General features: G+C 61.9%; 15 protein-coding genes and 2 pseudogenes. 4 read left to right on the top strand and 13 right to left on the bottom strand.

Features of this window, described 5'->3' with window-relative positions; genetic code table 11:
* The first annotated feature begins 100 nt into the window (after window positions 1-100).
* On the top strand, window positions 101-754 hold the full coding sequence (locus G6038_RS14910) for a TetR/AcrR family transcriptional regulator (RefSeq protein WP_165038625.1): 654 nt from the start codon (window positions 101-103) through the stop codon (window positions 752-754).
* 70 nt (window positions 755-824) lie between these two features.
* Here G6038_RS14910 and G6038_RS14905 read toward each other — a convergent pair whose 3' ends face one another.
* The 3 genes and pseudogenes from G6038_RS14905 to G6038_RS31350 all read right to left on the bottom strand — a co-directional run.
* Window positions 825-1,571: an FCD domain-containing protein gene (locus tag G6038_RS14905; protein WP_240918509.1), complete on the bottom strand. Its 747-nt coding sequence runs from the start codon at window positions 1,569-1,571 to the stop codon at window positions 825-827.
* Between the two features lie 217 nt (window positions 1,572-1,788).
* Window positions 1,789-1,892: pseudogene (locus G6038_RS31355) on the bottom strand (IS5/IS1182 family transposase); the annotation flags it as partial.
* Window positions 1,893-1,952: 60 nt separating this feature from the next.
* Window positions 1,953-2,094: pseudogene (locus G6038_RS31350) on the bottom strand (IS5/IS1182 family transposase); the annotation flags it as partial.
* 646 nt (window positions 2,095-2,740) lie between these two features.
* Between G6038_RS31350 and G6038_RS14900 the strand changes: the two are divergent.
* Window positions 2,741-3,487 (top strand): SDR family oxidoreductase, encoded by a 747-nt coding sequence (locus G6038_RS14900; protein ID WP_165038623.1) that lies wholly within the window; start codon window positions 2,741-2,743, stop codon window positions 3,485-3,487.
* An 89-nt stretch (window positions 3,488-3,576) separates the two neighbouring features.
* Entirely contained in the window at window positions 3,577-4,509 is a 933-nt protein-coding gene (locus G6038_RS14895) for a phosphotransferase family protein (protein WP_165038622.1), read from the top strand.
* Window positions 4,510-6,015: 1,506 nt separating this feature from the next.
* On the opposite strand, the gene G6038_RS14890 is transcribed toward G6038_RS14895, so the two are convergent.
* From G6038_RS14890 to G6038_RS14860, 7 genes are all read right to left on the bottom strand, one after another.
* Window positions 6,016-7,131, bottom strand: a complete 1,116-nt coding sequence (locus G6038_RS14890; RefSeq protein WP_165038621.1) for an NADH:flavin oxidoreductase — start codon at window positions 7,129-7,131, stop codon at window positions 6,016-6,018.
* A gap of 833 nt (window positions 7,132-7,964) precedes the next feature.
* The gene (locus G6038_RS14885; RefSeq protein ID WP_165038620.1) at window positions 7,965-9,005 is read right to left on the bottom strand and encodes an ABC transporter permease; all 1,041 of its coding nucleotides are present in this window, start codon (window positions 9,003-9,005) and stop codon (window positions 7,965-7,967) included.
* On the bottom strand, window positions 9,002-11,533 hold the full coding sequence (locus tag G6038_RS14880) for an ATP-binding cassette domain-containing protein (RefSeq protein ID WP_165038619.1): 2,532 nt from the start codon (window positions 11,531-11,533) through the stop codon (window positions 9,002-9,004). Before G6038_RS14880 ends, G6038_RS14885 begins: the two co-directional genes overlap by 4 nt.
* A 129-nt stretch (window positions 11,534-11,662) precedes the next feature.
* Complete coding sequence (locus G6038_RS14875) at window positions 11,663-12,778, bottom strand: substrate-binding domain-containing protein (protein WP_165038618.1); 1,116 nt, start codon at window positions 12,776-12,778, stop codon at window positions 11,663-11,665.
* Window positions 12,779-12,884: 106 nt separating this feature from the next.
* The gene (locus tag G6038_RS14870) at window positions 12,885-14,468 is read right to left on the bottom strand and encodes an aldehyde dehydrogenase (RefSeq protein ID WP_165038617.1); all 1,584 of its coding nucleotides are present in this window, start codon (window positions 14,466-14,468) and stop codon (window positions 12,885-12,887) included.
* A gap of 49 nt (window positions 14,469-14,517) precedes the next feature.
* Window positions 14,518-15,360: a mycofactocin-coupled SDR family oxidoreductase gene (locus G6038_RS14865; protein WP_165038616.1), complete on the bottom strand. Its 843-nt coding sequence runs from the start codon at window positions 15,358-15,360 to the stop codon at window positions 14,518-14,520.
* Between the two features lie 755 nt (window positions 15,361-16,115).
* Window positions 16,116-16,874, bottom strand: a complete 759-nt coding sequence (locus tag G6038_RS14860) for a glucose 1-dehydrogenase (RefSeq protein ID WP_165038615.1) — start codon at window positions 16,872-16,874, stop codon at window positions 16,116-16,118.
* A gap of 1,398 nt (window positions 16,875-18,272) precedes the next feature.
* On the opposite strand from G6038_RS14860, the gene G6038_RS14855 reads away from it, so the two are divergent.
* Window positions 18,273-18,593 carry a hypothetical protein gene (locus G6038_RS14855; protein WP_165038614.1) on the top strand — a complete coding sequence of 107 codons (321 nt, stop codon included), beginning with the start codon at window positions 18,273-18,275 and terminating at the stop codon, window positions 18,591-18,593.
* A 32-nt stretch (window positions 18,594-18,625) separates the two neighbouring features.
* Here the strand turns inward: G6038_RS14855 and G6038_RS14850 are convergent, their stop codons facing one another.
* From G6038_RS14850 to G6038_RS14840, 3 genes are all read right to left on the bottom strand, one after another.
* Window positions 18,626-19,384 carry a glucose 1-dehydrogenase gene (locus tag G6038_RS14850; RefSeq protein WP_165038613.1) on the bottom strand — a complete coding sequence of 253 codons (759 nt, stop codon included), beginning with the start codon at window positions 19,382-19,384 and terminating at the stop codon, window positions 18,626-18,628.
* A 196-nt stretch (window positions 19,385-19,580) separates the two neighbouring features.
* On the bottom strand, window positions 19,581-20,684 hold the full coding sequence (locus G6038_RS14845) for an acyl-CoA dehydrogenase family protein (protein WP_165038612.1): 1,104 nt from the start codon (window positions 20,682-20,684) through the stop codon (window positions 19,581-19,583).
* Window positions 20,681-21,859 (bottom strand): acyl-CoA dehydrogenase family protein, encoded by a 1,179-nt coding sequence (locus G6038_RS14840; protein WP_165038648.1) that lies wholly within the window; start codon window positions 21,857-21,859, stop codon window positions 20,681-20,683. Before G6038_RS14840 ends, G6038_RS14845 begins: the two co-directional genes overlap by 4 nt.
* Window positions 21,860-22,254 lie beyond the last annotated feature (395 nt).

Genomic DNA, 22,254 nt, shown 5'->3' with positions numbered 1-22,254 from the left:
GGAGCGAACCGCGGAGTAAGCTCACACGTGTTGCCGAGGTCCTTCGTGTCCCACGGCAACCACGAAAACCTCATGTCCGTTAGTTCTCGAAGGTAGCCCGATGCGCCCCACGTCCCACCGAAGTGTCCGCGCAGCGCAGCGCAGCGCAGAGGTCCTCGATGCTGCTGCAGCCGTCCTGGCACGACAAGGCTACGACGGTACAAGTGTCGACGCCATCGCCGACGAACTCGGTGCGACGAAGGGCGTCATCTACCACTACTACCGCAGCAAGGCCGACATCCTCCTCGGCGTGCTGGAAGCCGGCTTCCAGCACCTGATGGCAGACGTCGCGCCAATAGCCGCCCGTTCTGATGTTCCAGCAGACGAGCGGCTGTACGAGATGTGTCTCGCCCACTCCCGAGCGATGATGAATCACCACTCATACCAGGTCGTGTCGATTCGAAACATCGAGCAGAACATCGGGCACCGTGACGGTCGCCAGGAGGGACAATGGTCGAAGATCGTCGCGCGCCGGGGAGAGTATGAGCAACTCTTCGTGCGAGTCGTCAGTGAAGGATGCGACGACGGCATCTTCAAGACCGCGGATCCGCGACTGACTACGCGTGCACTTCTTGGGGCTTTGAACTGGATTGCCGTGTGGTTCGACCCTGCAGCGGATCCTCATGGAAAAGCGACCCCAGCCGAAATTTCCGAACACATCTCTCGGTTCGTCGTCGCGGGAGCCCACGGACTGCCCGATTGGCCAGCATCGTAAGCAACGACTACGCGCACCAGAAGGACGCTCTCGACACCGGTGGAGGGCGACAAATTATGGGGCCTACTCCTCACCCTGGATGGCTCGTCGCCTCTTCACGGGGCCTTTGGTTATGGTTGTTGCGCGGCACTGCGGCCGTCACGATCTCCTCGTCCAGCAATGGACTGAGAATGCTGCAAAGATGCGTCTCGGAGGCACGCTGAGCGCCCCTGACGTCGCCCCGTTCGATGCACGTGATGAGTCGACGGTGCTGCTTAACGACGCTCTCGCGTTCCTTCCGCGTCGTGTACGAGCCGTGGAGCTCGGTCCACTCGTCCACATGCTGGTGATAGAGGACAAAAAGGCTCGCGATAATCTCGCGCACCGCGAAGTTGCCACACAGATCGCCGAGTGCATCGTGGAAACGCATAGCTTCGTATTCCCACGGGTCGACATCGATCCGCGTCTCCGACTCGTCCACGATCTTCTTCAAGACGGGAACGACTTCGGTTGCTCGGTCTTCGCGTTCGGCGCAAAGTCGTGCGCTGACCGGCTCCAGGAGCCACAACGACTCCGCAACCTCCTTGACATGGACGCGCTTCGCTTGGAGCGCCAACCCGAGGGCATACGCAGTGTCATTGGCATCGGGGAGCCGGATGGACGCTCCCCCCACATTGCCGCGACGTACCGAGATCAGTCCCTCGGACTCGAGAACGCGAAACGCCTCGCGTATCGATGGCGCGCTGACCTGGAAATCCTCCATGAGCGCCTCCTGCTTCGGCAGGGAGCCGACATACTCGCCGCGAAAGATTCGCTCACGCAGCTCCTGAGCGACCATTTCACCCACGCGTAAGGGCTGATAGTTGGCTCTTCGAGCGCGAGGTGGCACGGTGCATCCTTTGAGGTCTGAGGTGTTCGACACAGGCTTTGACTATAAGCATTGTAGGCCCACACGGGCCACCCTGTTCGAACCTGTCTCAATTGGTGTTTACTCCAGCACGTCAGAGCGACGGCGAGTCGGAGATAATCGGCGAAGCACTCCCATGGCGGGCATCGCGGAGCGTCAACCGGCGTAGCCGTTGAGCCAGGCCAAGAGGCGCTCGATCTTCCACCGGCACCGACTCAAGCGCTCACTGCTGTCGATACCGCGACGGTCGATCCAGAGACGATTCCTGGACCCCGATTGTGAGGCGGCGGCGATAGGCGGTCGGCACGCCGGCCCGAACGACGGCGCCAGGTGCCACCAGGCCCATCCTGGTGAGTACGTGGACGGCGGTGGTGAAGACCGCCGGGTCGTCCAGCATTGCCCTCCAGATGTCCTGCGGCCGCGCTCGGAATCTGGGCAGGAACGGTTCGACGATATCTCACAAGGCATCCGCATCAGCCGTTGACGACGCGTCAACCGCGACCGTGATCATGGCCGCACAGACCGATCGACCCCATAAGGGACACGCTGTCGGTGGCCATATGCGAACACCTACGTCGATGGCCCGCGAACAGGGACCGCGCCGTCGGCATCGAGCCGGCAGGCACCCGGTTCCATGGATGGCAGCATGCCGCAGTGGATCAAGGTCGGGCCGAGGATCTCGGCTCCGCCTGGCACGTTCCTGCCCATGCGCCGGCAGACGACGCATGGCCTTCGCTGCCGGCGCCGCGACGGAGCGCTCTGGATCCGCATGCCCTCGAGCCCGTTCACCCCCGACGTCCCCGAGCGAACCCAACCAACCTATTGCACTCACAATCATTACATGTATAGTCGCAGGACGATGTAGAGACGTGACGGTTCATCCGCTCCGTGATTCGCGAGTCGATGCCCATTGTCCCGCGGGGTACCGCCGAACCGGACAGTGAGTCGCGGTTCAGGAAGCCGATTTCGACCGACACACGGGCAACCATCGAGGGGCCGGCAGACGCCCCACACAATACAAAGTCGCGAGCATTTGAAATGGACGCTTCCGCGTAGCAGTAGTCACTGTGCGCGATAAACCGAAGTAGGGAGTCGATCAGATGTCGTTCGAATCGAGTACTCCGAGGCCGCGGACCGTGGTGGTGACCGGCGGCACGGGTGGCATCGGCTTGGCCTGCGCGCGCCACTTCCGCAGCGCCGGCGACCGAGTCGTCGTCCTAGCCCGTGGGCAAGAGCGACTGGACAATGTCAAAGCCGAATTCGGACTCGAAGGCTATCGCGTCGACACAACGGACCTGCGCGCGATGGCGCAGGTGCGTGACATCGTCGGACCCGTCGATCTGCTCGTGCACTCCGCCGGGACACTTTGGGGACAGCGGTTCCGCAAGCAAGATCTCTCGGACTTCGAGTCCGTAGTGCGAGCCAATCTCTCATCTGCCTATGCAGCAGCGTCCACGTTCGTTCCCTCGATGACCGCCGGCGGACGAATCGTCTTCATCTCATCGACTGCCGCACTTGATGCCGGGATGTACATGTCCGCCTATGGCGCCTCCAAAGCAGCAGTGCGGATGATGGCCGCCACGATGCGCGAAGAGCTGGAGCCGGAAGGCATCGGGGTCCACGTGGTCATGCCCGGGGTCGTCGATACCGAGAGCATGTCCGTCACCCACATCGTTCGGGCAGCGATGCTCCCGGAAGACGTCGTGTCGGCAGTCGCCTGGCTGGCAGAACTCTCGCCGCGGGTTCGCGTCGACGAACTCGTATTACGACCCGTGGAAGCCTCGCCGCTGGCCCACTCGATACATCCTGTGGCCGCGAATTCCGAGAAGACGGTTGCTGCGCCGTGACCGACCTTGCTGTGAACGACCTCACGGAGCGACTCGCAACTCTCGTCTCGACCTGGAACCCGACTGCACGAGTTTCGCAGGTTGTGCCCATGACCGGCGGAGCCTCGAGCCTGACATTCCAAATGAGGCTGACCCTAGCGGACGATACCGAGCAGCGGGTCGTCGCTAAGGTTGCCCCACCCGGCCTTGCGCCAGTGAAGAACAGAAACGTACTTCGTCAGGCGAAGATCATGCGAAGTCTCGAAGCGCGTGCTGTCATCCCCGTCCCGACGATCTATCTGGAGGATGGTGGCGAGCCCCCTGGTACCCCGCCGCTCTTCTTGATGGAGCATATCGAGGGAGACTGTTGGGAGCCATTACTCGATCAGCTCGATCTAGGACTTTCGACAACCGAAGTCTGCGCTCGGGAGATCGACGCCGCGCGAGTCCTGGGACAGCTGCACTCAGTTGATCCACACGACATCGGACTGGCCGATGAGCGGGTGGTGCCCCTTCAGGACGAGCTCGATCGCTGGGTGAAGGTGATCGGCACGCTCGACGAGGACGTTCGCGAACACAGCGAACCTGTGACTCGAAAGCTGCGAGTCGCCATGCCGCCGCAGGTCGAACCCGTACTGCAGCATGGGGATTTCCGTCTCGGCAACACTCTGGCGACAAATGGAAGAATTGCGGCGGTAATCGACTGGGAGATCTGGAGCGTCGGAGATCCACGGGTCGACCTCGGTTGGTTCCTCATGAGTTCGGATCCTTCGAAGCAGGCGATGGCGATTCGCGAGGTAGCAGGCCTTCCGTCAGCCAGCGAACTGCTCGCCGCCTACGAGAGCGCATCGGGTCGGAAAGTCACCGACTTGGGCTGGTTCGAAGCCCTGGCTCAGTTCAAGGCGGCCGCCATCACAGCACAGATCCTCAAGCACAACCGACGGCGCGCCGAGCAGAACCCCATCGTGAACTCTTGGGATCCCGAACTGCCGAAGGCGCTGCTCGACTCGGCCGCACGAATCCTGGATGATCACGTTTCGTAGACGCTTGTCGCGCCGACCTCGGTGGAGGTGGCCTGCCTGACCCGGTGGCATCAGGGTGGGAAGAGCGATATCGGTGCAGATGCCCTCTTCTGGCACCTCGAGTCCGGTTCTACACACTGACCTAACCCCTCGGTCGGAGCCGCTTGATCCAGTACACGACGTCGACCAACTCGAACGTACGGTCCCGTGGTGAGAGACCTACAGCGCTCGGCGGCCGACGCCAATGTCGAACTCGCTCCGGTCTAGGACTGTGCGCAGGTCGTCGACGCTCCCTCTCCGACCGGCGCTGGTTTCGCCGCCCTTTGTGGTGGCAACCGACACCGGTTGTCTGCGTGACGATCCCGCTCGGGTCGAAGAGTATCGACACTTTCCGACGGGTGCTGCTTCTACTCATCTGGCGTTGGTATCGCGAGTCCCGGCATATGCCGCGTTCTCAGCCGACTCCTGCCACGTCGAGACAGTGGTGCGAATGGAGACATTGCAGCGACACCTATGGTCCGCCTTCCGGACGGCGTGCGGGCTCAGCATCGACAGCACGAGCAGTTTGGATGCGTACCGACAGCCGGCACCCGGAGATCCCGACTCCGATCCGCATCGGTTCCTCTCCGCCCGGACAGAGCACCTGGCAACCGCGTCGGATCATCACCTACAGGCCCGGACACCGCACTCTGAAGGGTGAAATCAAGAAGATCGGTGTGACAAAAGAGATCCAGGATTGCACCGGCGTTTGTCGCGCAACGTGCTTCGACCGAAACTCGAGTGATCACTCGCCTACATCGACGCCTACAAGACCAATACGGGGATCGAACCGATCTGCCCAGCCCCTCATTCAGTTCAGCATGCCCAATCACCCCATCGACGTACTACGCGGCCAGGTCTTGTTGACTCTCGCACGGACGGTTCGTGACGGGCAAATGGTCCACCAGACCCAGCGCGACAACTACGGCATCTATGGTGCCCGCAAGGTCTAGGCGGAACTGAACCGGGCAGAACGTGCGGATCCGCACTCGGCGCACTGAAGAGGGGTACGGACCTGGGAACATGCGAGCCACCACCTTTCTCGGCTGATTCATCACTCCGACCGCGGCGCGTAAAAGCGGATACAACCGGTTGATTCATCAAGTGCCATCCCGATGCCGGCGCGGTCGCGTCGGTCTGCAGCCGTGCCGATATCTACGGCCAAACCCTCCCCGAGACGTCCAACTTTCTGTTCGAGGCCGAGCCGGTCCGCAACAAGGGCCGGGAAAGTCGATCGACGATTTCGAGATCGAAGTAACCGCGTACAACACCCGGTCGGCGTCGCCGGAGTCTGCACGGCGGGATCGGGTGGTCCGACCCGTCGACGCGAACGGTCCTACTGTCATTCACACAACCACGGGACACCCGAGCGGATCATCGAGCGCGCCCAACTGAACTCGAGGGCGCAACAATTGTCGACGAACGGGACGAGATACGAGACCTGAGCCGCAATCAGACCTGGAATGAGACGCCGGCACGGCAAGCAGTTCAGTGAAGTGTCTTCTCCATCGCCTTCGTATAAGCGCGTACCTCACCGAATCGTCCGTCGGCAACCTTCCGCACCCAGTCCGGATCTGCGAGGCTCGCTCGACCGAGACCCACCAAGTCGAACTCACCGCGATGGAACAAATCCACCAATGGAGTGAGATCCGTGGCCTGACGTGCCTCATCCTTACCGGTGCCGGCGAAAGGCGAGCTGACGCCTACTGATCCGAGTGCGATCACGGGGACGTCGAACAATTGCTTGGTCCAGCCGGCCAGCGTTCGGTCGGAACCGGCGAAAGCCGGTTGCCAGTAGCGGCGGGTTGAGGGGTGCAACAGATCTACTCCTGCATCGACTACCGGTGTAAGAAGATCCTGTAGTTCCTGCGGAGCATCCGCGATGCGCGCGTCGTACTGCCCATCCTTCCACTGAGAGAACCTGAAGCCGATCGGGAACTCGTCGCCGACGGCGGCCCGGACGGCGGATACCACTTCCGAAGCGAATCGGTTTCGCCCTTGCGGACTGCCGCCATAACCATCGGTGCGGCGATTCGTAAATGCCCACAAGAACTCGTCGATCAAATACCCATGGGCGCCGTGCAATTCGATGCCGTCGAATCCCACATCGCGGGCGTTTACGGCGGAACGTGCGTATGCAGCGATGATGTCGTTGATCACGCCGACCGAGGCGGGATTGCCGCAATTCTCGCCAGCCAAGCCGATGCCTGACGGGCTCACCACAGGACTTTCGCGCCCGGGGGGACCTGCCGGGCGCCGCGTGCCGCCAATATGCCACAGCTGCGCCCAAATCTGACCACCCTGGTCATGGATTGCGTCAACGACCTGCGACCATCCTTTCAGGGCGTCGGTGCCGTACATCGTCGGTACCTCGCTCGAATCGCCGGCAGAGCCGTGGTCGATATACGTACCTTCGGTGATAAGGAGTCCCATGCTCGAGGCCCGACGTGCATAGTAGGCAGCAACGTCCTGTCCCGGAACATTGCCCGGCGATCGACGACGAGTCATCGGCGCCATGACAAAGCGGTTCTTGAGTGCGATGCCACGCTTCGTGTCGAACGGAGTGAGCAATGGTGAGAGGTCCACCGCAGTGAGCGCTTCCATGTATTGACCCTTACGTGACAGGTGGTCCGGTCGAGGAGACGCCTTCTTGGCGACTCAACTTGTCTCGGTCGGCAATGCCAGCGCTGATCGGTCGGGGCTAGCTGTCCGCAATGGGACGAGAGCAAGGCTTCCGGCTTCCTGATTTGCCGGCTACCCCCGCAAAATCCACAGCACCGTCTATCATTGTAATCTTTACTCAGATGAATTTCTATCAATTACCTTGCTCGTAGTCAATCCCTTGTCGATCGCATGTCGCACAACCGGCTACTACAGCCGGCGCACCGGGCAGGTGAGCGTTGCTGCGGAAATTTCAGTGAGCGCCATCAATGCGTGGTGCCGACCATGGGCAACGCTCCGACGACTGCCTTAACATCCGCAATGGTAGCGACATCAGAACTTCGCTCCCCAAGGACTTCGCTCAAGGCGACGATGGTGCTCGAAGTCCCCGAGGACGACCGGCGGGGTGATCGCGTATGCCTTGGTTGAAGTCGATATCAGCGCCGACGACTGCAGTCGACGTGATACGGACCGGGCGCAGTAGCTGACGATGAGCGACCCCGTGACTGCCTCGCACACCACTTCTGGGATATGAACGCCTCGGCACTCGGTGTCCGCTGAACATCCGGACATTTCCACACTCTCCCAGAAAGCAGGTGATTCAACAGTCACAACAACTACGAAGCGACCTGCACGAGCACTGTCGGCCATCTCCAGGACGGTCACCACGAAGACTTACAGGCGATTCAGTCCTTTCGACGCGAACTGCCCGGAAGTGTTCGAAACACACGCTGGTCCGTCCATGGGTCCGAGCGGACCAGCGCGGCGGATCGGTGTTAGAGGGATGCACCCTCTTTCACGCGAAGATCGATGTGCTGCGACTCCGCCGGGGTGGACCGACTCGTCCGGGCACGTCGCTGGCGCACCAGCGAAAGCAGGTACTGGATGAGCGGCAGTGCCACAATTCCTGCTCCCTGGACGAACAACTGGCTGGACTTCGGTGCACCCAGAGAGAGGGTGAACTGAGTGAGTTGCGTGAGGAACAGCGCACCCAACGCGGTTGCCACGAGGCTGATCTTTGCGGAGCCGAACGAGTTCCCACCCAGCACTACGACCGCAATCGACGCAAGCAGGTACTCATTACCCACATTCAGACTGGGTGAGCTCAAGTACCCTGCCAGCAGCACTCCGGCCAGCCAATAACAGACCGAGCACGTGACGTAGGCAACGACTGCGTGGAAGTCGGCTCGCGAACCGCGACTGATGGATGCAGTCCGGTTGATCCCGCTCTCCACGAAGCGCCTGCCCACCGACGTCAGACGTAGGACGATTGTTCCCAATCCGACGACGACACCGACGATCAACACGCTCACCGGGATACCGAGGACCGATCTGTTGACGAAGGCGCTCAATGACGCGGGCACGGAGCCGGCCACACCGTTCGACCATTCGTAGACCACCCCGGTCAGCACCTGATAGGTGGCGAGCGTCATGACGATGGAGATCAGGCCGAAACGCACCAACGATCCGTTGATCAATCCGACCAGGATGGCAATTATCAGTGACAGCAACAGTGCTGGCACCAGACCCTGCGTCTGCTGGGAGAGAATGACCGCTGTCAACGCGATCACTCCCGCACCCGAAAGATCCATGCCTCGCTGTTGGATGACAAGGCTCTGTCCCACGCCGGCGAGGGCAAGCACCGCGGCCAGGGGAAGCATGGTCCGTAGGGACCCGCCACTGAGAGAACCGCTCGCGAAGATTGCACTGACCACAAAGATCACGACAACCATCACGATGATCGGCAGGTTCGGAACGGAACGAAGCCTCATGAGGATCGACTTCGCTTCTGCAGTTGGGTCGTTGCGGTCGTTCACGCGTGCTCTCCCTTCGAGCGGAGCCGTAGTGCGGAACCGACACGGTCGACGAGATCGGAGAACCGACCGCGACCACCGTTGATGAGGGCGGCGATGATGATGAGACCCCCGACGAAGTAGTACTGCACCGCGTCGCTGAGCCCGGCGAAGGTCGTCGCGGAAAATGCCTGCTGGACCAAGGCCGCTCCCAGCAACGCAGTGAGGAACGAACCGCGCCCGCCAGTGAGGACAGCACCACCGACAATCGCCGCCGTCATACTGCTGAAGGTGTAGTTCAGTCCGGCGGTGTTGACGCCGGTGCCAACCTGGGTCATCAGCATGATCCCGCCAATACCGGCGAGCGTCGACGCCAGCAGATAAGCACTCAACCTCAACCGTTTGGTCTTCATCCCCACGGTGGCAGCGACGTCAGGTGCGCCGCCCACCGCCCTGAGCGAGGCGCCCCACACCGTGCGAGACAGTGCCCACTGAAGCAGGAACCCGATCGCGATGCACACGATGAGAATGATCGGAACCGGCCCCACGGTCGCGCCGATGATGTCGGTCAACCCGGCATCGATGACCCCGCCCGGAGCCGGCCGCATGGTGATCATCACCGCCTGAAGGACGGTATACGTGGCCAGTGTTCCGATGAACGGAGTGAGACCGATGGTATCGCCGACAAAGTAGTTGATCGCAGCCACCACTGCGATCATCGCCAGCAAAACCCCCACGAAGATCAGCAGATTGGCCGCGAGATTGACCCCGGTCAACAAGAAGGAGGCGACCACGACGGTGAGACCGGCAAGCGCACCGACCGAGAGGTCGATACCACCGATGAGCAGCATCGCCTGCTGCGCCATGGCCACCAACCCGAGCGTGGTGAATGCCGCCAACATGAAACCAAAATTGAGCTCGGACAGATAGCTGGAGTCAATCAGACTCACCGCAGCGGCAAGCAGCACGTTGAAAAGCAGCAGCAGCCACGAGCGTGACAGAGTGAGAGACACACCGCCTTTGTGGCGCGGCTCCTCCTCACTGTCACGGTGATCCGCGTCTGCGGTCACCGCCGCTCCGACGATGTTGCGCTCGGTGAGGTTGTTGCCGGTCAACTCCGCGACGACGGCACCCCGAGCGAACACCAGTACCCGGTCGCACAGACCCTCGAGTTCTGCCGCGTCCGAACCGGCGATCACAACGGAGGCTCCGCCGTCCACCGATGACCGGATCATTCTGTAGATCTCTTCACGCGCGCCCACGTCGACACCCTGCGACGGCTCATCGAGCAGCAACACTTTCGGATCACGATTCAATGCCCGTGCGAGAACAGTTTTCTGGGCGTTTCCACCCGACAATGAACTGACGACCGTTTCGGGCGAAGGGGTGCGGATCCCGAAGCGTCGGACGACGTCAACCGCCGCTCGCTGTTCGACAGACCGCCGGATCAAGCCGCCACGCTTCCCACCGTCAGCCGTGTCGAGTTGCAGGTTCTCCCGCACCGACAAGCTCCCGAAGAGGCCCTCTGCCCGGCGATCACGCGGCACATACTCGATACGTTGCTCGCTGGCAGCCTGTCGGGTGCGGCGACGCAGACTGTGCCCCACGATCTCGTAGCTACCGGTGGTCGGAACCAAGCAGGCGAGGCCGCGCAGGAACTCTCGTTGCCCGTTGCCCTCGATTCCGGCCAGTCCGACAACCTCGCCCGCGGCCAATGTGAAGTCAACCGCCTTGAAGCCCGAGCCCGCGAGCTGGCGCACCTCCAACACCGGGGGCAGTGTCTCGTCGATCTTCGGCGACTTCGGTGGGAAGATTCTATCGACCGGTCGGCCCGCGATGTGCGCGACTATCTCGTCGATCGTGAGTTCTCCGGAACCAAAGGTCTCGACGAGTCTGCCGTCTCTCATGACGCTGATTCGGTCAGCGAGCCCCTGCACGTCACGGAGTCGGTGCGAGATGTAGAGCACAGCACAGCCGGCCTCGCGGAGCTCACGCAGTCGTTCGAACAGCGTCGCCACCAGGTCCGCCCCGAGATGCTCGGTGGGCTCGTCCAGGAGCATCACTTTCGGATTCTGAGCGAGCGCAACAGCGAGCTCGGCCGTGTACAGGGCCTCGACACTGAGGTCGCTGGCCAACGCGCGCTCGCTCACCAGACCCGGCGCGATGCCGGTGTCGAGAACCCTCCGCGCCCACTCATACATCTCCGAGCGTGGCGGGCGGATCGACTTCGGCGCCTTGAGCCAGAGGTTCTCCGCGACCGACATATCCGGGAATATCGCTGGATCCTGTCGAACTGCGGCCAGACCAAGTTGCTGCGGCTGGCGGGGGTTCGCCCCCTCCAGTCGCTCGCCCATGACCTCGACAATCCCGGTGGTCTGAGGACGCGCGGCCGTCGCCATTCCCACGAGAGTCGACTTACCGGCGCCGTTCTCCCCGACGACTCCATGGATCTCGCTGGCCAGGATCTCGAGACTCACGCCCTTGACGGCGACGACCGGTCCAAAGGTTTTAGTGACGCCGATGAACCGCAACGACGGCTCGGCCGAGTACATGGATGCAGCCTCTGGCGACATCTCCCCAGTTGCAGACCCTGCGTTCATGTTGTCTCGCTTTCTAACTGTGGTGAGGCCGAGACGCGCACCCCTCACCTCACGTCGCTGAAGGGTGCGCGCTCACTCCACTCATTCCAGTACTTTGGCCAGGTCCTCAGCAGTAAGTGAGCTGGAGAGGTCAGCGCCCGGCGGCAACGTCGGATCACATTTCGGCTCAACGCCAGCGGTGGTGTCGATGTACGGGAACAGCGAGTAGGTCGTCGACTCGTCGTTGACGCTGCCGGTGAGATCCGCGAGCACCTTCCGGAAGGCAATGCGAATTCCTCGGGTCGTCCCCTCCACCGAGAACATTTGGGTGTCCGGCTGGCGCAACTTCAGCCAGTCGCATGCCATCTCGTTGGAAGTACTGGAGGTCGCGATCGGCGGGAGCGGCTTCCCCGCAGCGGTGTAGGCACGGAAGGCGCCGGGTAGTCCGGCACCGTAAGGGGCTACCAGTCCGTCGATCTCCGGGAATCGGGCGAGCATTCCAGCCATGGCCTTCTGGGTGCTCTCCGCTGTCCAATCGGTCGGAACCGGGGCATCGCTGAGCATCTCGATGCCGGGGTACTTCGCGATCTGTTCCTTGAACCCGTTCCAGACCCCGGTGTCCCACGGGTCACCGGCCATTCCACCCAGGTAGGCGACCTTGCCCTGCTCTCCCAGTTGCTTCGCGATCCAGTCGGCGTGCTGCTGGCCGATAAGATCCAGGGCCTGATCGATGCGGGCGGTGTAGTCCTTGCCGACTTCTCCGCCGATGACAATGTTGAACGGCGCGATCGAGACACCCTGCTCGAAGGCAGCTCGGATACCAGGGAGCTGCGCGTCGGGCCAGTTGGTGCTCACGAGCACACCATCGAATCCCTGCGCGACCACGCTCTGCAGGTTCGCTATCGCCTTCTGCTGGTCGCCCTTCGCGTTGAAGAACGCAGTCTCGACGTTGGGGCACGCCGAGGCCTCGTCGATCATCTCCGCGTTGGTGATCGCTCCCCACATGTCCGACTGCCCCAGCATGAAGGCGATGCGCAACGGCTTGTCCCCACACAGCGTGCTGGTCTCGGGATGAACCAACTCATTAGCAGGCAGGACCACGCCTCCTGCCTTGGACGTGCCGGCGACGCCAACTCCGTCACCGTCGCTCGCCGTGTCACCCAGCCCGCACCCGGCCAGTATCAATATCGCGGCACCCGCGCTGACACCCTTGATCAAGCGAGTACGCTTGTCTAGCTGTCGATTTCCTCGTGCATCAAGCATGTAGGGTTACTCCCCTTCGAATCCGTTGAGCACGCGGATCGACCGCGCGCGAGCAGTACGATCAGAACGAGCCGGAATCCGTTCCGGGGAGCACGGTCCCCGGCCCACCCCCGCGAGGTACTCCGCGAGTGACTTCCTGCGGCATTACCGTGCCCGGATCCATAGATATTGTGCGACTGTGCAGGTACTCGTCCACAGCCGTCGGGCCGTGCTCACGTCCAATCCCCGACTTGCGATATCCGCCGAAGGGCGAGCCGAGGTCGGCGACGAAGGTGTTTACCGAGAAGATCCCTGTTCGGATACGTCGTGCCACCTCAAAGCCGTGGGCATCATCGGCGGTGAACACCGAGCCTGCGAGGCCGTAGGGGCTGTCGTTCGCAATGCGGATCGCGTCCTCCTCACCGTCGTGCGGAATAAGGACAGCGACTGGGCCGAAGACCTCCTCGCGTGAAACCTTCATACCGTTGTGAGCATTGGTGATGAGCGTGGGTTCGTAGTACCACCCCACCGGCAGGTCTGCGGGCCGACGCCCGCCTGTAGCGACGGTGGCACCCTCGCTACGGGCTGATTCGACGAACGACTCCACTCGATCACGCTGTGTTGCGGTGACGAGCGGGCTGATCACCGTGTCCGCGTCCATCGGGTCACCGACCTTCAGAGACGAGAACGCCTGCGCGAGTACCTCGGCGTACCCGTCATACTGCTGGGCCGGCACGATGAACCGGGTCTGCGCAACACAGACCTGACCAGAGTTCGAGCCGACACTGCTGTCCACCAGCACGGGTACGACATCTTCCAGCCGTGCATCCTCCAGGACGATCGCTGCGGATTTCCCCCCTAGTTCCAGAACGCATGGTCGCACGAGCGCGCCACACGCGGCGGCCACCTTGGAGCCGACCTCGTCCGACCCGGTGAAGCTAACCATGTCGACGCCCGGGTGTTGGACAAGGTACGCGGACTCGCTCGCCCCCGCGGCCACGATATTTACTACGCCTGGTGGGAGACCCGCTTCTTCGAAGATCTCGCCGTAGACGAATGTGGCCAGCGGGTTGGGTTCCGTGACCTTGAGGACCACCGTGCATCCCGCGAGCAGCGCTGGCCCCAGCTTCTGTCCGACCGCTGCGAAGGCGAAGTTGTAGGCGGGGAACGCCGCCACCACGCCTACGGGTTCCCGGACGACGAGGCTGTTTCCTCGCATGGGAATTATGCTCGCCCCCCCTGCGCTACCTGCTAGGGGGGTGAGATCACTGACTCGCACCTCTTCTAGTTCGAGCGTGCGGCCGAGTTCGGCGGAGTAGTTGAAGCTCATCGCCGGTGCCGGCACCTGGTAGAGCTGGGAGTAGCGCAGGGTGCAGCCGAGCTCCTCGGAGATGAGCAGCGCCAGTTCGTCCTTGCGCTTCTCGATCCCTGTAGCGATGCGCTTGAAGTACTCTGCCCGTTCCTGCGGGTTGATCCGTGGCCAGGGTCCCTCGTCGAAGGCTCGGCGGGCTGCGGCGACCGCGGCGTCGATGTCGGCCCGCGACGCGGCGGGGACACGTCCGATCCGCTCTTCCGAGCGCGGGGAGATTACGTCGAAGGATCGGTCGGTCTGGGCGGCGCGCCAGGCACCGTCGATGAAAAAGGATGTGTGGTCAATCGGCTGCATCGGTGCTCCGCATCATCTGGGCGTATGGAAGGCTGCGGCAGATTTGCCGTCAGCCCTTCTTTATGGCGTTTCCGGCGTCAATCGGCAGGGAGACGCCCGTGACGTACCTGGCGTGCTCGGAAGACAACCACAGGACCGCCTCCGACACGTCGCTCGGTTCGACCCAGGGCAGGTTCGGCAAGACGTGGAGGGAGGCAAACCCATCCCGTACGTCGTCAACTCCAGGGTTCTCGATGTGCGGCGCGAAGACGTCGAATGTCTCTTGGTTGATGATGAGGGGTGTATTGACATTGGTGGGACACACGGCGTTCACCCGGATGTTGTGGGTACCAGTTTCTTGCGCAAGCACTTTCATGAGCCCGATCACGCCATGTTTCGCCGCCGTGTAATGCGCGGTATGACGGTAGCCGTTGATGCCAGTCGCCGAGCTGATCAGAATGACAGATCCACCCTGACCCCGCTCGACCATTGACGGCAACGCCGCACGTGTGGTGTTGAATACGCCTGTGAGGTTGGTGTCAATCACGTCGCGCCAGTTTTCCGCAGTTATCTCCCAGGAGACCCCGATAGCACCGATTCCAGCGTTGGCACAGACGATGTCGATGTGGCCGAATGCGGCGAGGCCCTCGTCCACCACTTTCTGCACCTGGTCGAGCTCACGCACGTCGCCTACTCCTGCCACCACCCGGCGGCCGACGCTCTCGATGAGCCGCACGGTCTCGTCTAGGTCGGCCCGGGTCGCCAGATCGTAATTGACCGTTCCGATGTCCTGGGAGCAGATGTCAAGGGCGATAATGTCCGCCCCCTCCTGGGCCAGCCGGAGAGCGTGCGAGCGACCCTGGCCACGAGCGGCTCCCGTAACGAATGCAACTTTGTTCGCCAGCAGTCCCATGCATCTTCCCTTCAGATCCAACTCATCGATGTCAATGCGCACACCACCGCCGACAGTCCGCGTACGCGACGAGATATCATTATCTCTATCATTGTAGTGATTGCAATCACATCATATTCAGACTTCATGTAAGTGCGCAAGTACCTCCGCTGAATCGCCTACCCTGTAAGGCCTTCGCCTCCAACACGACTCCGGTTCCGCCTCCGTTTGATCGAACGTTTCGTCAAGACGCCCGCTCCGCGCGCCCTGATTCTGTTGTCGCAAGATCACCCGTTTTTACCAACATCACCTCGTCGGTGGACATGCCGATGTCACCCATCGCGGGACGACTATCGACAGTCCCCTGACCCAAATCCTGGCGGGACGTCTCGGGCGAACTCCACGTAAGTCTGTGGCCGGCGATCGCATATACTCCACTGCGTGCGAGCGGTGCTCTGACGGGTGGTGGGCATATGCGCGCTCGTGAGGCGGCGCTGCGGCGGAAAATCTCCAATATCCTACGGCGCGTTGATCGACGGGGACAACCGTCCAGGCAATGCCGACGAGCCTGCGACAGGATCGGCAGTCGAAGAGGTGGGCCCGGCGCCGCGAAAGAGTCTCGTGCGCAATCGAGTTTGAAGGTGTGGTCTTGAACACACCGGTCTCAAGCAAGCGCGCCCAGTCCCACATTCATCGCATTACTGTGGGACTGGGCGCCGCAGCGATCTGGCGTTGTAGTTGGTCAGGTCGCGAAACTTAATGTGGAGCCACGGAGGTTAGGCTAAGTACCCGCCGTCCACAGCCAGGGTAGTGCCCGTAATCATCCGCGCCTGGTCCGAGCACAGCCAGACGGCCGCATTGGCCTGGTCCTCGGGCCTCAAGAGGTCGCGCATCGGCAGAGACGCGTACATGGCGTTTTTAAACTCCGGCGTGTGACGCTCTAGCGCTTCGGTGAGCATGGGGGTGGTCGTGGGTCCGGGAGCCAGGGCATTCACGCGGATGCCCCTGAACCCGTAGTCGATCGCGACATTCTTGGTTATGCCAATTACGGCGAACTTCGAGGCGTTGTACGAGGCGTTGCGGGGTATACCGATCAAACCATTACTCGAGGATGTGTTGACGATTGCACCGCCAACGCCTGCCTCCATCGCAAGGACCTCATGCTTCATGCAGTAGAAGACGCCATATAGATTGATCTTCATGACCCGGTCGAAGACGGCACTGTCCATTTCGCCGATTGGGGCGAACTCTCCATCGGTACCAGCGTTATTGAAAGCGAAATCCAGCGCACCATACGTACTTACGGTGAAGTCGACAAGTGCCTTAACCTGATCTTCTTCGCTCACGTCACACCGGAAGAAATCGGCCCGGCCCCCGGCCTCGTTGATCAAGGCAACGGTCTCTTGGCCCGACTCTTCGTTGTAGTCCGAAACGACCACTTTACCACCGTGGTTCGCGAAGGCGATGGCACCTGCGCGGCCGATACCAGAGCCCGCGCCTGTCACCAGACCGGCCTTACCATCCATCAGTTGCATGTACGGTTGCTCCTATTCGTCTTTTGTTGAGCACGTGGATCGCCCACGCGCGGATGTGCACTCAGAACGAGCCTGGTCCCGCTCGCGGTCCCCCGATTTACCACCGCCCAGGGGCATCTCTCAAGCCGCGTCGTCTAGATCATGCTTGCACGATTTTTCGGCGGCTGCGCGCGGTCGCAGACCTCCCCAAATTCCATGGTATTCGGCGTGCGTTTCGGCATAATCACGGCATATCGCCACTTTAAATTCGCGATGTAGAACAGCGGACTGCGGCTTCAACGGCCTACTCGCGTTCACGGCTCAAAGTTAACTCCGGACAGCTCCGGACGGGCATAGAAAAAGACGCCAACCAGTCATGAAAGTCCGTCACCGCGCTGAGGTTTTCACTCTCGGCCAGACGGTGTGAGGGTGCCCCGGAAAATTTCACTAGCTCCGAGGGATGCGGGGCCGGGGCCCTCTCACCCATGTAGGAATTGGCCCTGCTCGGTCTATCCAACAGTGGTGGGAGGCCCCGGCGATTACCGAGCGACGAGTGTCGGTCTCGATGTGTACGCACCGTTCGGTCGCAGCAGCAGCGATCGAAGGCGTGAGCGGCGAGACCGTCAGACCCACGTTGACCCCGGATTACGAACACATCCGATCCTGGATCGCGGGTTTGCCTGGTCCGACCGCGGTCGCGTACGAAGCAGACCCGAGTGGGTTCGGCCTGTAGTCGCAGTCAATTTCTGGAACAAGCCGACCACGTTCTGGCGAGAGACTGCTTGCATATCGTGCACAACCAAAGTTTCTTACCGGACCTTCAATCATCGAATTCGAGGTGCAGCGAATATGCAAATTCGAGGTGCGGTCCAGGCAAGCGGTACAATGGATAATCGTAGAAACAGCGCTGGGAGTGGAGCAACGCAGAGGCCATTGGCTGGTGGCAGCCTAAGAAAGGCACGCCCTCTGCTCGGATCGCAGTTGAATCAGCAAAACGATGCCATAATGGCCTTCGCAGTCAAATGGCGACATTGGAATGGTGGGTCGGCCGAAGACATATTTGTTGAATTCGGCCTGACCGCAGGCCATTCTTTCTCCGACTCGACACCTCCTCGAAGCGAAGGATTGGCCCTTGCCGAGTGTGATATTGGGTGACATCAGGCGCATCTGCAACAGACGCCTCGGAATCACCCGGCGCTAGCCTGGCGCTAGCCTCGATCTTTCCTCCTAGACACCAACCGCCCTACTGGCCGTCGGCGCCGTTCGGGCCCCCAAGATCAAGGATCGAGTCCTACCGCACCGCAAGCCCGACGAGATCGGCCAACCGTGCGTAGTGCACCCTAGGAGTACCCAGAGCCAACGAATCGGCCTTCGCGCGCTTCAAGCACAGATGCAATTGAGGTGATCCGGGACTGCGGCGTGATCGGCGCACAACAGTGGGGCACCGAGGTTGTCTACGCGATCTGTTCGCTGCGGTGCGAGCAGGCGCCGCCGAGATTGCTGGCGTCGTGGATCCGGGGTCGCTGGGCAGTCGAAAACAAGGTCCATTACGTGCGGGATGTGACGTTCGATGAAAACAGGTCCACCGTTCGCACCGGACGCGCTCCTCAGGTGATGGCGGCGCTGAGGAACGTGGTCATCGGGCTGCATCGTCGGGTTGGGCAGTCGAACATCGCCCAGGCATGCCGACGTCTGGCGGCGACTCCTCATCATGCTGTCGACCTGGTCCTGAGCGCGTGAAACGCTGGTGAAAGATCTCTGGGATTCAACAACTACGGAACCCTGCCGCCGTCTACAACGAGGGTCGTACCTGTAATCATTCGTGCCTGGTCCGAGCACAGCCAAACGGCCGCGTTGGCCTGATCCTCGGGCTTCAAGAGGTCGCGCATCGGAAGAGACGCGTACATAGATTCTCTGAACTCCGGCGTGTGGCGCTCCAGCGCGTCTGTGAGCATGGGGGTCGTCGTGGGTCCCGGAGCCAGGGCATTCACGCGGATGCCCTTGGCCCCATAGTCGATCGCAACATTCTTAGTTATGCCAATGACGGCGAACTTCGAGGCGTTGTACGAGGCGTTACGGGGGATGCCGATTAGACCGTTGATCGAGGATGTGTTGACGATGGCGCCGCCACCACTGGCCTCCATCGCGAGGACCTCATACTTCATGCAATAGAAGACGCCATACAGGTTGATCTTCATGACCCGGTCGAATACGGCGCTGTCCATCTCTCCGATAGGGGCGAATTCGCCGGCGGTGCCGGCATTGTTGAAGGCGAAGTCCAGTGTTCCGTACGTGTTCGCGGTGAGGTCGACCAGCGCCTTCACCTGCTCCTCTTCGCTGACGTCGCACCTGAAGAACTCGGCCTTGCCTCCTGCCTCGTTGATCAGGGCAACAGTCTCTTTGCCCGACTCTTCGTTGTAGTCCGAAACGCCCACCGTGGCACCATGATTCGCAACGGCGATCGCAGTTGCGCGCCCGATACCGGAACCCGCGCCCGTCACGAGACCGGCCTTACCTTCCATCAATAGCATGTACGGTTGCTCCTATTCCGAATTTGGTCGAGCATGCGGACCGACCGCGCGCGAGTAGCCGACCGCGCGCGAGTATGCGCTCAGAACGAGCCTGACTCTGCGGCCGGGAGCCCGGTCCCCCGTGCACCATCGGGGGTACTGCGCGAGGCGCCGCCTCCGGCATTGCTGTGTCCTGACCCATAGACAAGACCGAGTCCTATGTCACCGCAAGCCCGACGAGATCGGCCAACCGTGTGTAGTGCACCCTAGGAGCACCCAGAGCCAACGAATCGGCCTTCGCTCGCTTCAAGTACAGATGCAGCGGGGCCTCCCAGGTGAAGCCGATGCCGCCATGAAGCTGAATGCACTCTTCCGCCACTCGGACTGCCACCGCGCTGATGTACGCCTTTGCAACCGATGCCGCCACAACCGTATCCGGATCATCGTCCGCCAAGCAAGCAGCGGCATAGCGAGCCACCGCTCGCGCCTGGGTCATGAGGGCCCACTGGTCCGCCACTCGGTGCTTCAGGGCCTGGAAGGATCCGATGTGCATACCGAACTGACGACGCTCCTTGAGGTAGTCGATGGTCAGTTCCATGCAACGTTCCGCCACGCCCAACAGCTCCGATGACAGCATCACGGCACCTGCGATGAGGCCGGCATCCACGGCCCGGCGAGCGGCCGTACCATCTGCCAGCAGCCGGGCCTCCGACAGGTCGACGTCGAACGTCGCATCGGCCACCGGGCGGGTGAGATCAAGCGAGACCACCGCCGTCACGGACGCCGATTCTCGCAGAACGCGGTACAGGGCGCACCGGCCTTGTGAGTCGGTGACCGGCATGAGCAGGTAATCGGCCGCGGCGATGTCGACTACGTTGCGAACTCGCCCGACGATGCGGCCGTCGCGAACAACAAGGTCCGTTGGCCACGCTCCGTGCGCACGGTCGATGGAACAGACCAATGCAGCTGTACGCGCCCCCGAGGCAAGATCCCCGAGCAACTCGACGCAGCCGAGGGATTGAACGGTCGCCGTAGCAAGGACGGTGCTGCCGAGGAACGGGGTCGGGGCAAGGCTCCGGCCCAGTTCTTCGGCAATTACCGACATCTCGCGCCAGGTACCACCCTGGCCTCCTGAGCTGTCGGCCACGGCGAGCCCCGCCACCCCTAGGTCACGGGCCAGCGCCGCCCACAGGTCCGAATCGTCGGAATCGACGGCCTCTACCCTGGCTGTCATCTCGGTCGACGGCCAGAACTTGTCGAGGAGTGCGCGAGTCGAGTCTCGAAGAGACTCCTCCACGTCGGTGTAGAGTAAATTCTTCATCGAGGCAGGTCCTTCCACGGCTTGGTCTTGTCCGGCCTCTCGCCGACAGGCAGGCCAAGCACCCGTTCGGAAATGATGTTGCGAAGTACCTCCGATGTGCCGCCCTCGATGGAGTTGGCCTTCGCACGGAGGTAGCGATAGCCGGCGTCGCGGCCGAAGAAGTTGATCCCAGGGGCGCGTTCCTCGGGCCAGGTGTCGGTCAGCCAGTCGTCGTAGCGAAGTCCGTCACCTCGCAATAGTTCCAGCTCGAACCCCGATACCTCTTGGGTCAGTCGGGCGAACTCCAGCTTGATGGCAGACCCTTCCGGACCCGGTTCGCCCGCTGCCATCTGCTGGGCGAGCCGCGCGCTTGTGAGCCTCATTGCCTCGTTGTTGACCCACAGACGCATCAGTTCGGCCAGGGCGACAGGATCCCGCAGTTCCCGTCGTTCCCGCCACGTCCGGGCCACGGCCGCGATGGCCCCTGATTCCCGAGGTTTCACGTCTCCGCCGAGGGCGACGCGTTCGTTGAACAGGGTGGTCTGCGCCACCCGCCAGCCGTCTCCGATCTCACCTACCCTCTGCGTGTCCGGGACCCGGACGTCATTGAGGAAGACTTCGTTGAACTCCGCATCTCCCGTCATCTGCCGCAGGGGTCGGACCTCGACACCGGGCGCTGACATATCGAGGATGAAGTAGGTCAGGCCTGCGTGCTTGGGTACGTTCGGATCCGTGCGGGCCAGCAGGATCGCCCAGTCTGCTTCTCGGGCCATCGATGTCCAGACCTTCTGTCCGGAGACAATCCACTCATCCCCGTCCTGCACAGCACGCGTCGCTAGACCGGCAAGGTCGCTACCTGCTCCCGGCTCGCTGAAGAGCTGGCACCACACCTCCTCGCCGGTCCACAGGGGGCGCAGGTGTCGCGCACACTGTGCCGGAGTTCCATGTGCCACGATCGTCGGGGCAGCCATCCCCAGGCCGACTGGCAAGGAGTCCGGGTCGTTGTCCGGGGCGCCGGCCGATGCGAACGCCGCATCAACCACCTGCTGCAACTCGCGAGCGGCGCCCAGACCGCCGGAGCCGGTCGGATAGTGAACAAACGCAAGCCCGGCATCGAACCGCGCGCGCAAGAACGGCAGGCGGTCGGTCGGATCATTCTGCTCAAGGACCCTGTCTGCGTGTCTCAGGATCTCCATCTCATCCAATGTTCCTCCTTCACCGCGAGACCCTCACGATCCGCGGTACGCAACAGCTCGACTTGTTCCCGAGTTTCCTTCTTCGGCCTTTACTGACGTCGGCGCACTGCGCCTCACGTCCCGTCAGCGGCGAAAGTGCAGCACCGGAACTGGGATTCTTGTGGGTTATTCGCTCTCGGCCAGCTCGGCGAATCCGATCAGCCGCTCTGCCAGGCTCCGGGCTTCTTCTGATGTCAGGCCAATTACGCGGTATCGCCCGCTGCGATGATGAGCGAGTTCCACGTACGTCCTCACGTCACCTTCGTCCTTATACTCGGATACGTACTGCACCGTCTTGATATCGAACCAGTCGCTGGGTCCCACTTCGGGGGGCCAAGTAAGGGCGATGGCTTTCG

It is taken from the genome of Rhodococcus sp. 14C212, assembly GCF_011058195.1.
GTDB lineage: Bacteria > Actinomycetota > Actinomycetes > Mycobacteriales > Mycobacteriaceae > Rhodococcus > Rhodococcus aetherivorans.
This window is presented reverse-complemented; position numbering and strand designations above follow the sequence as displayed.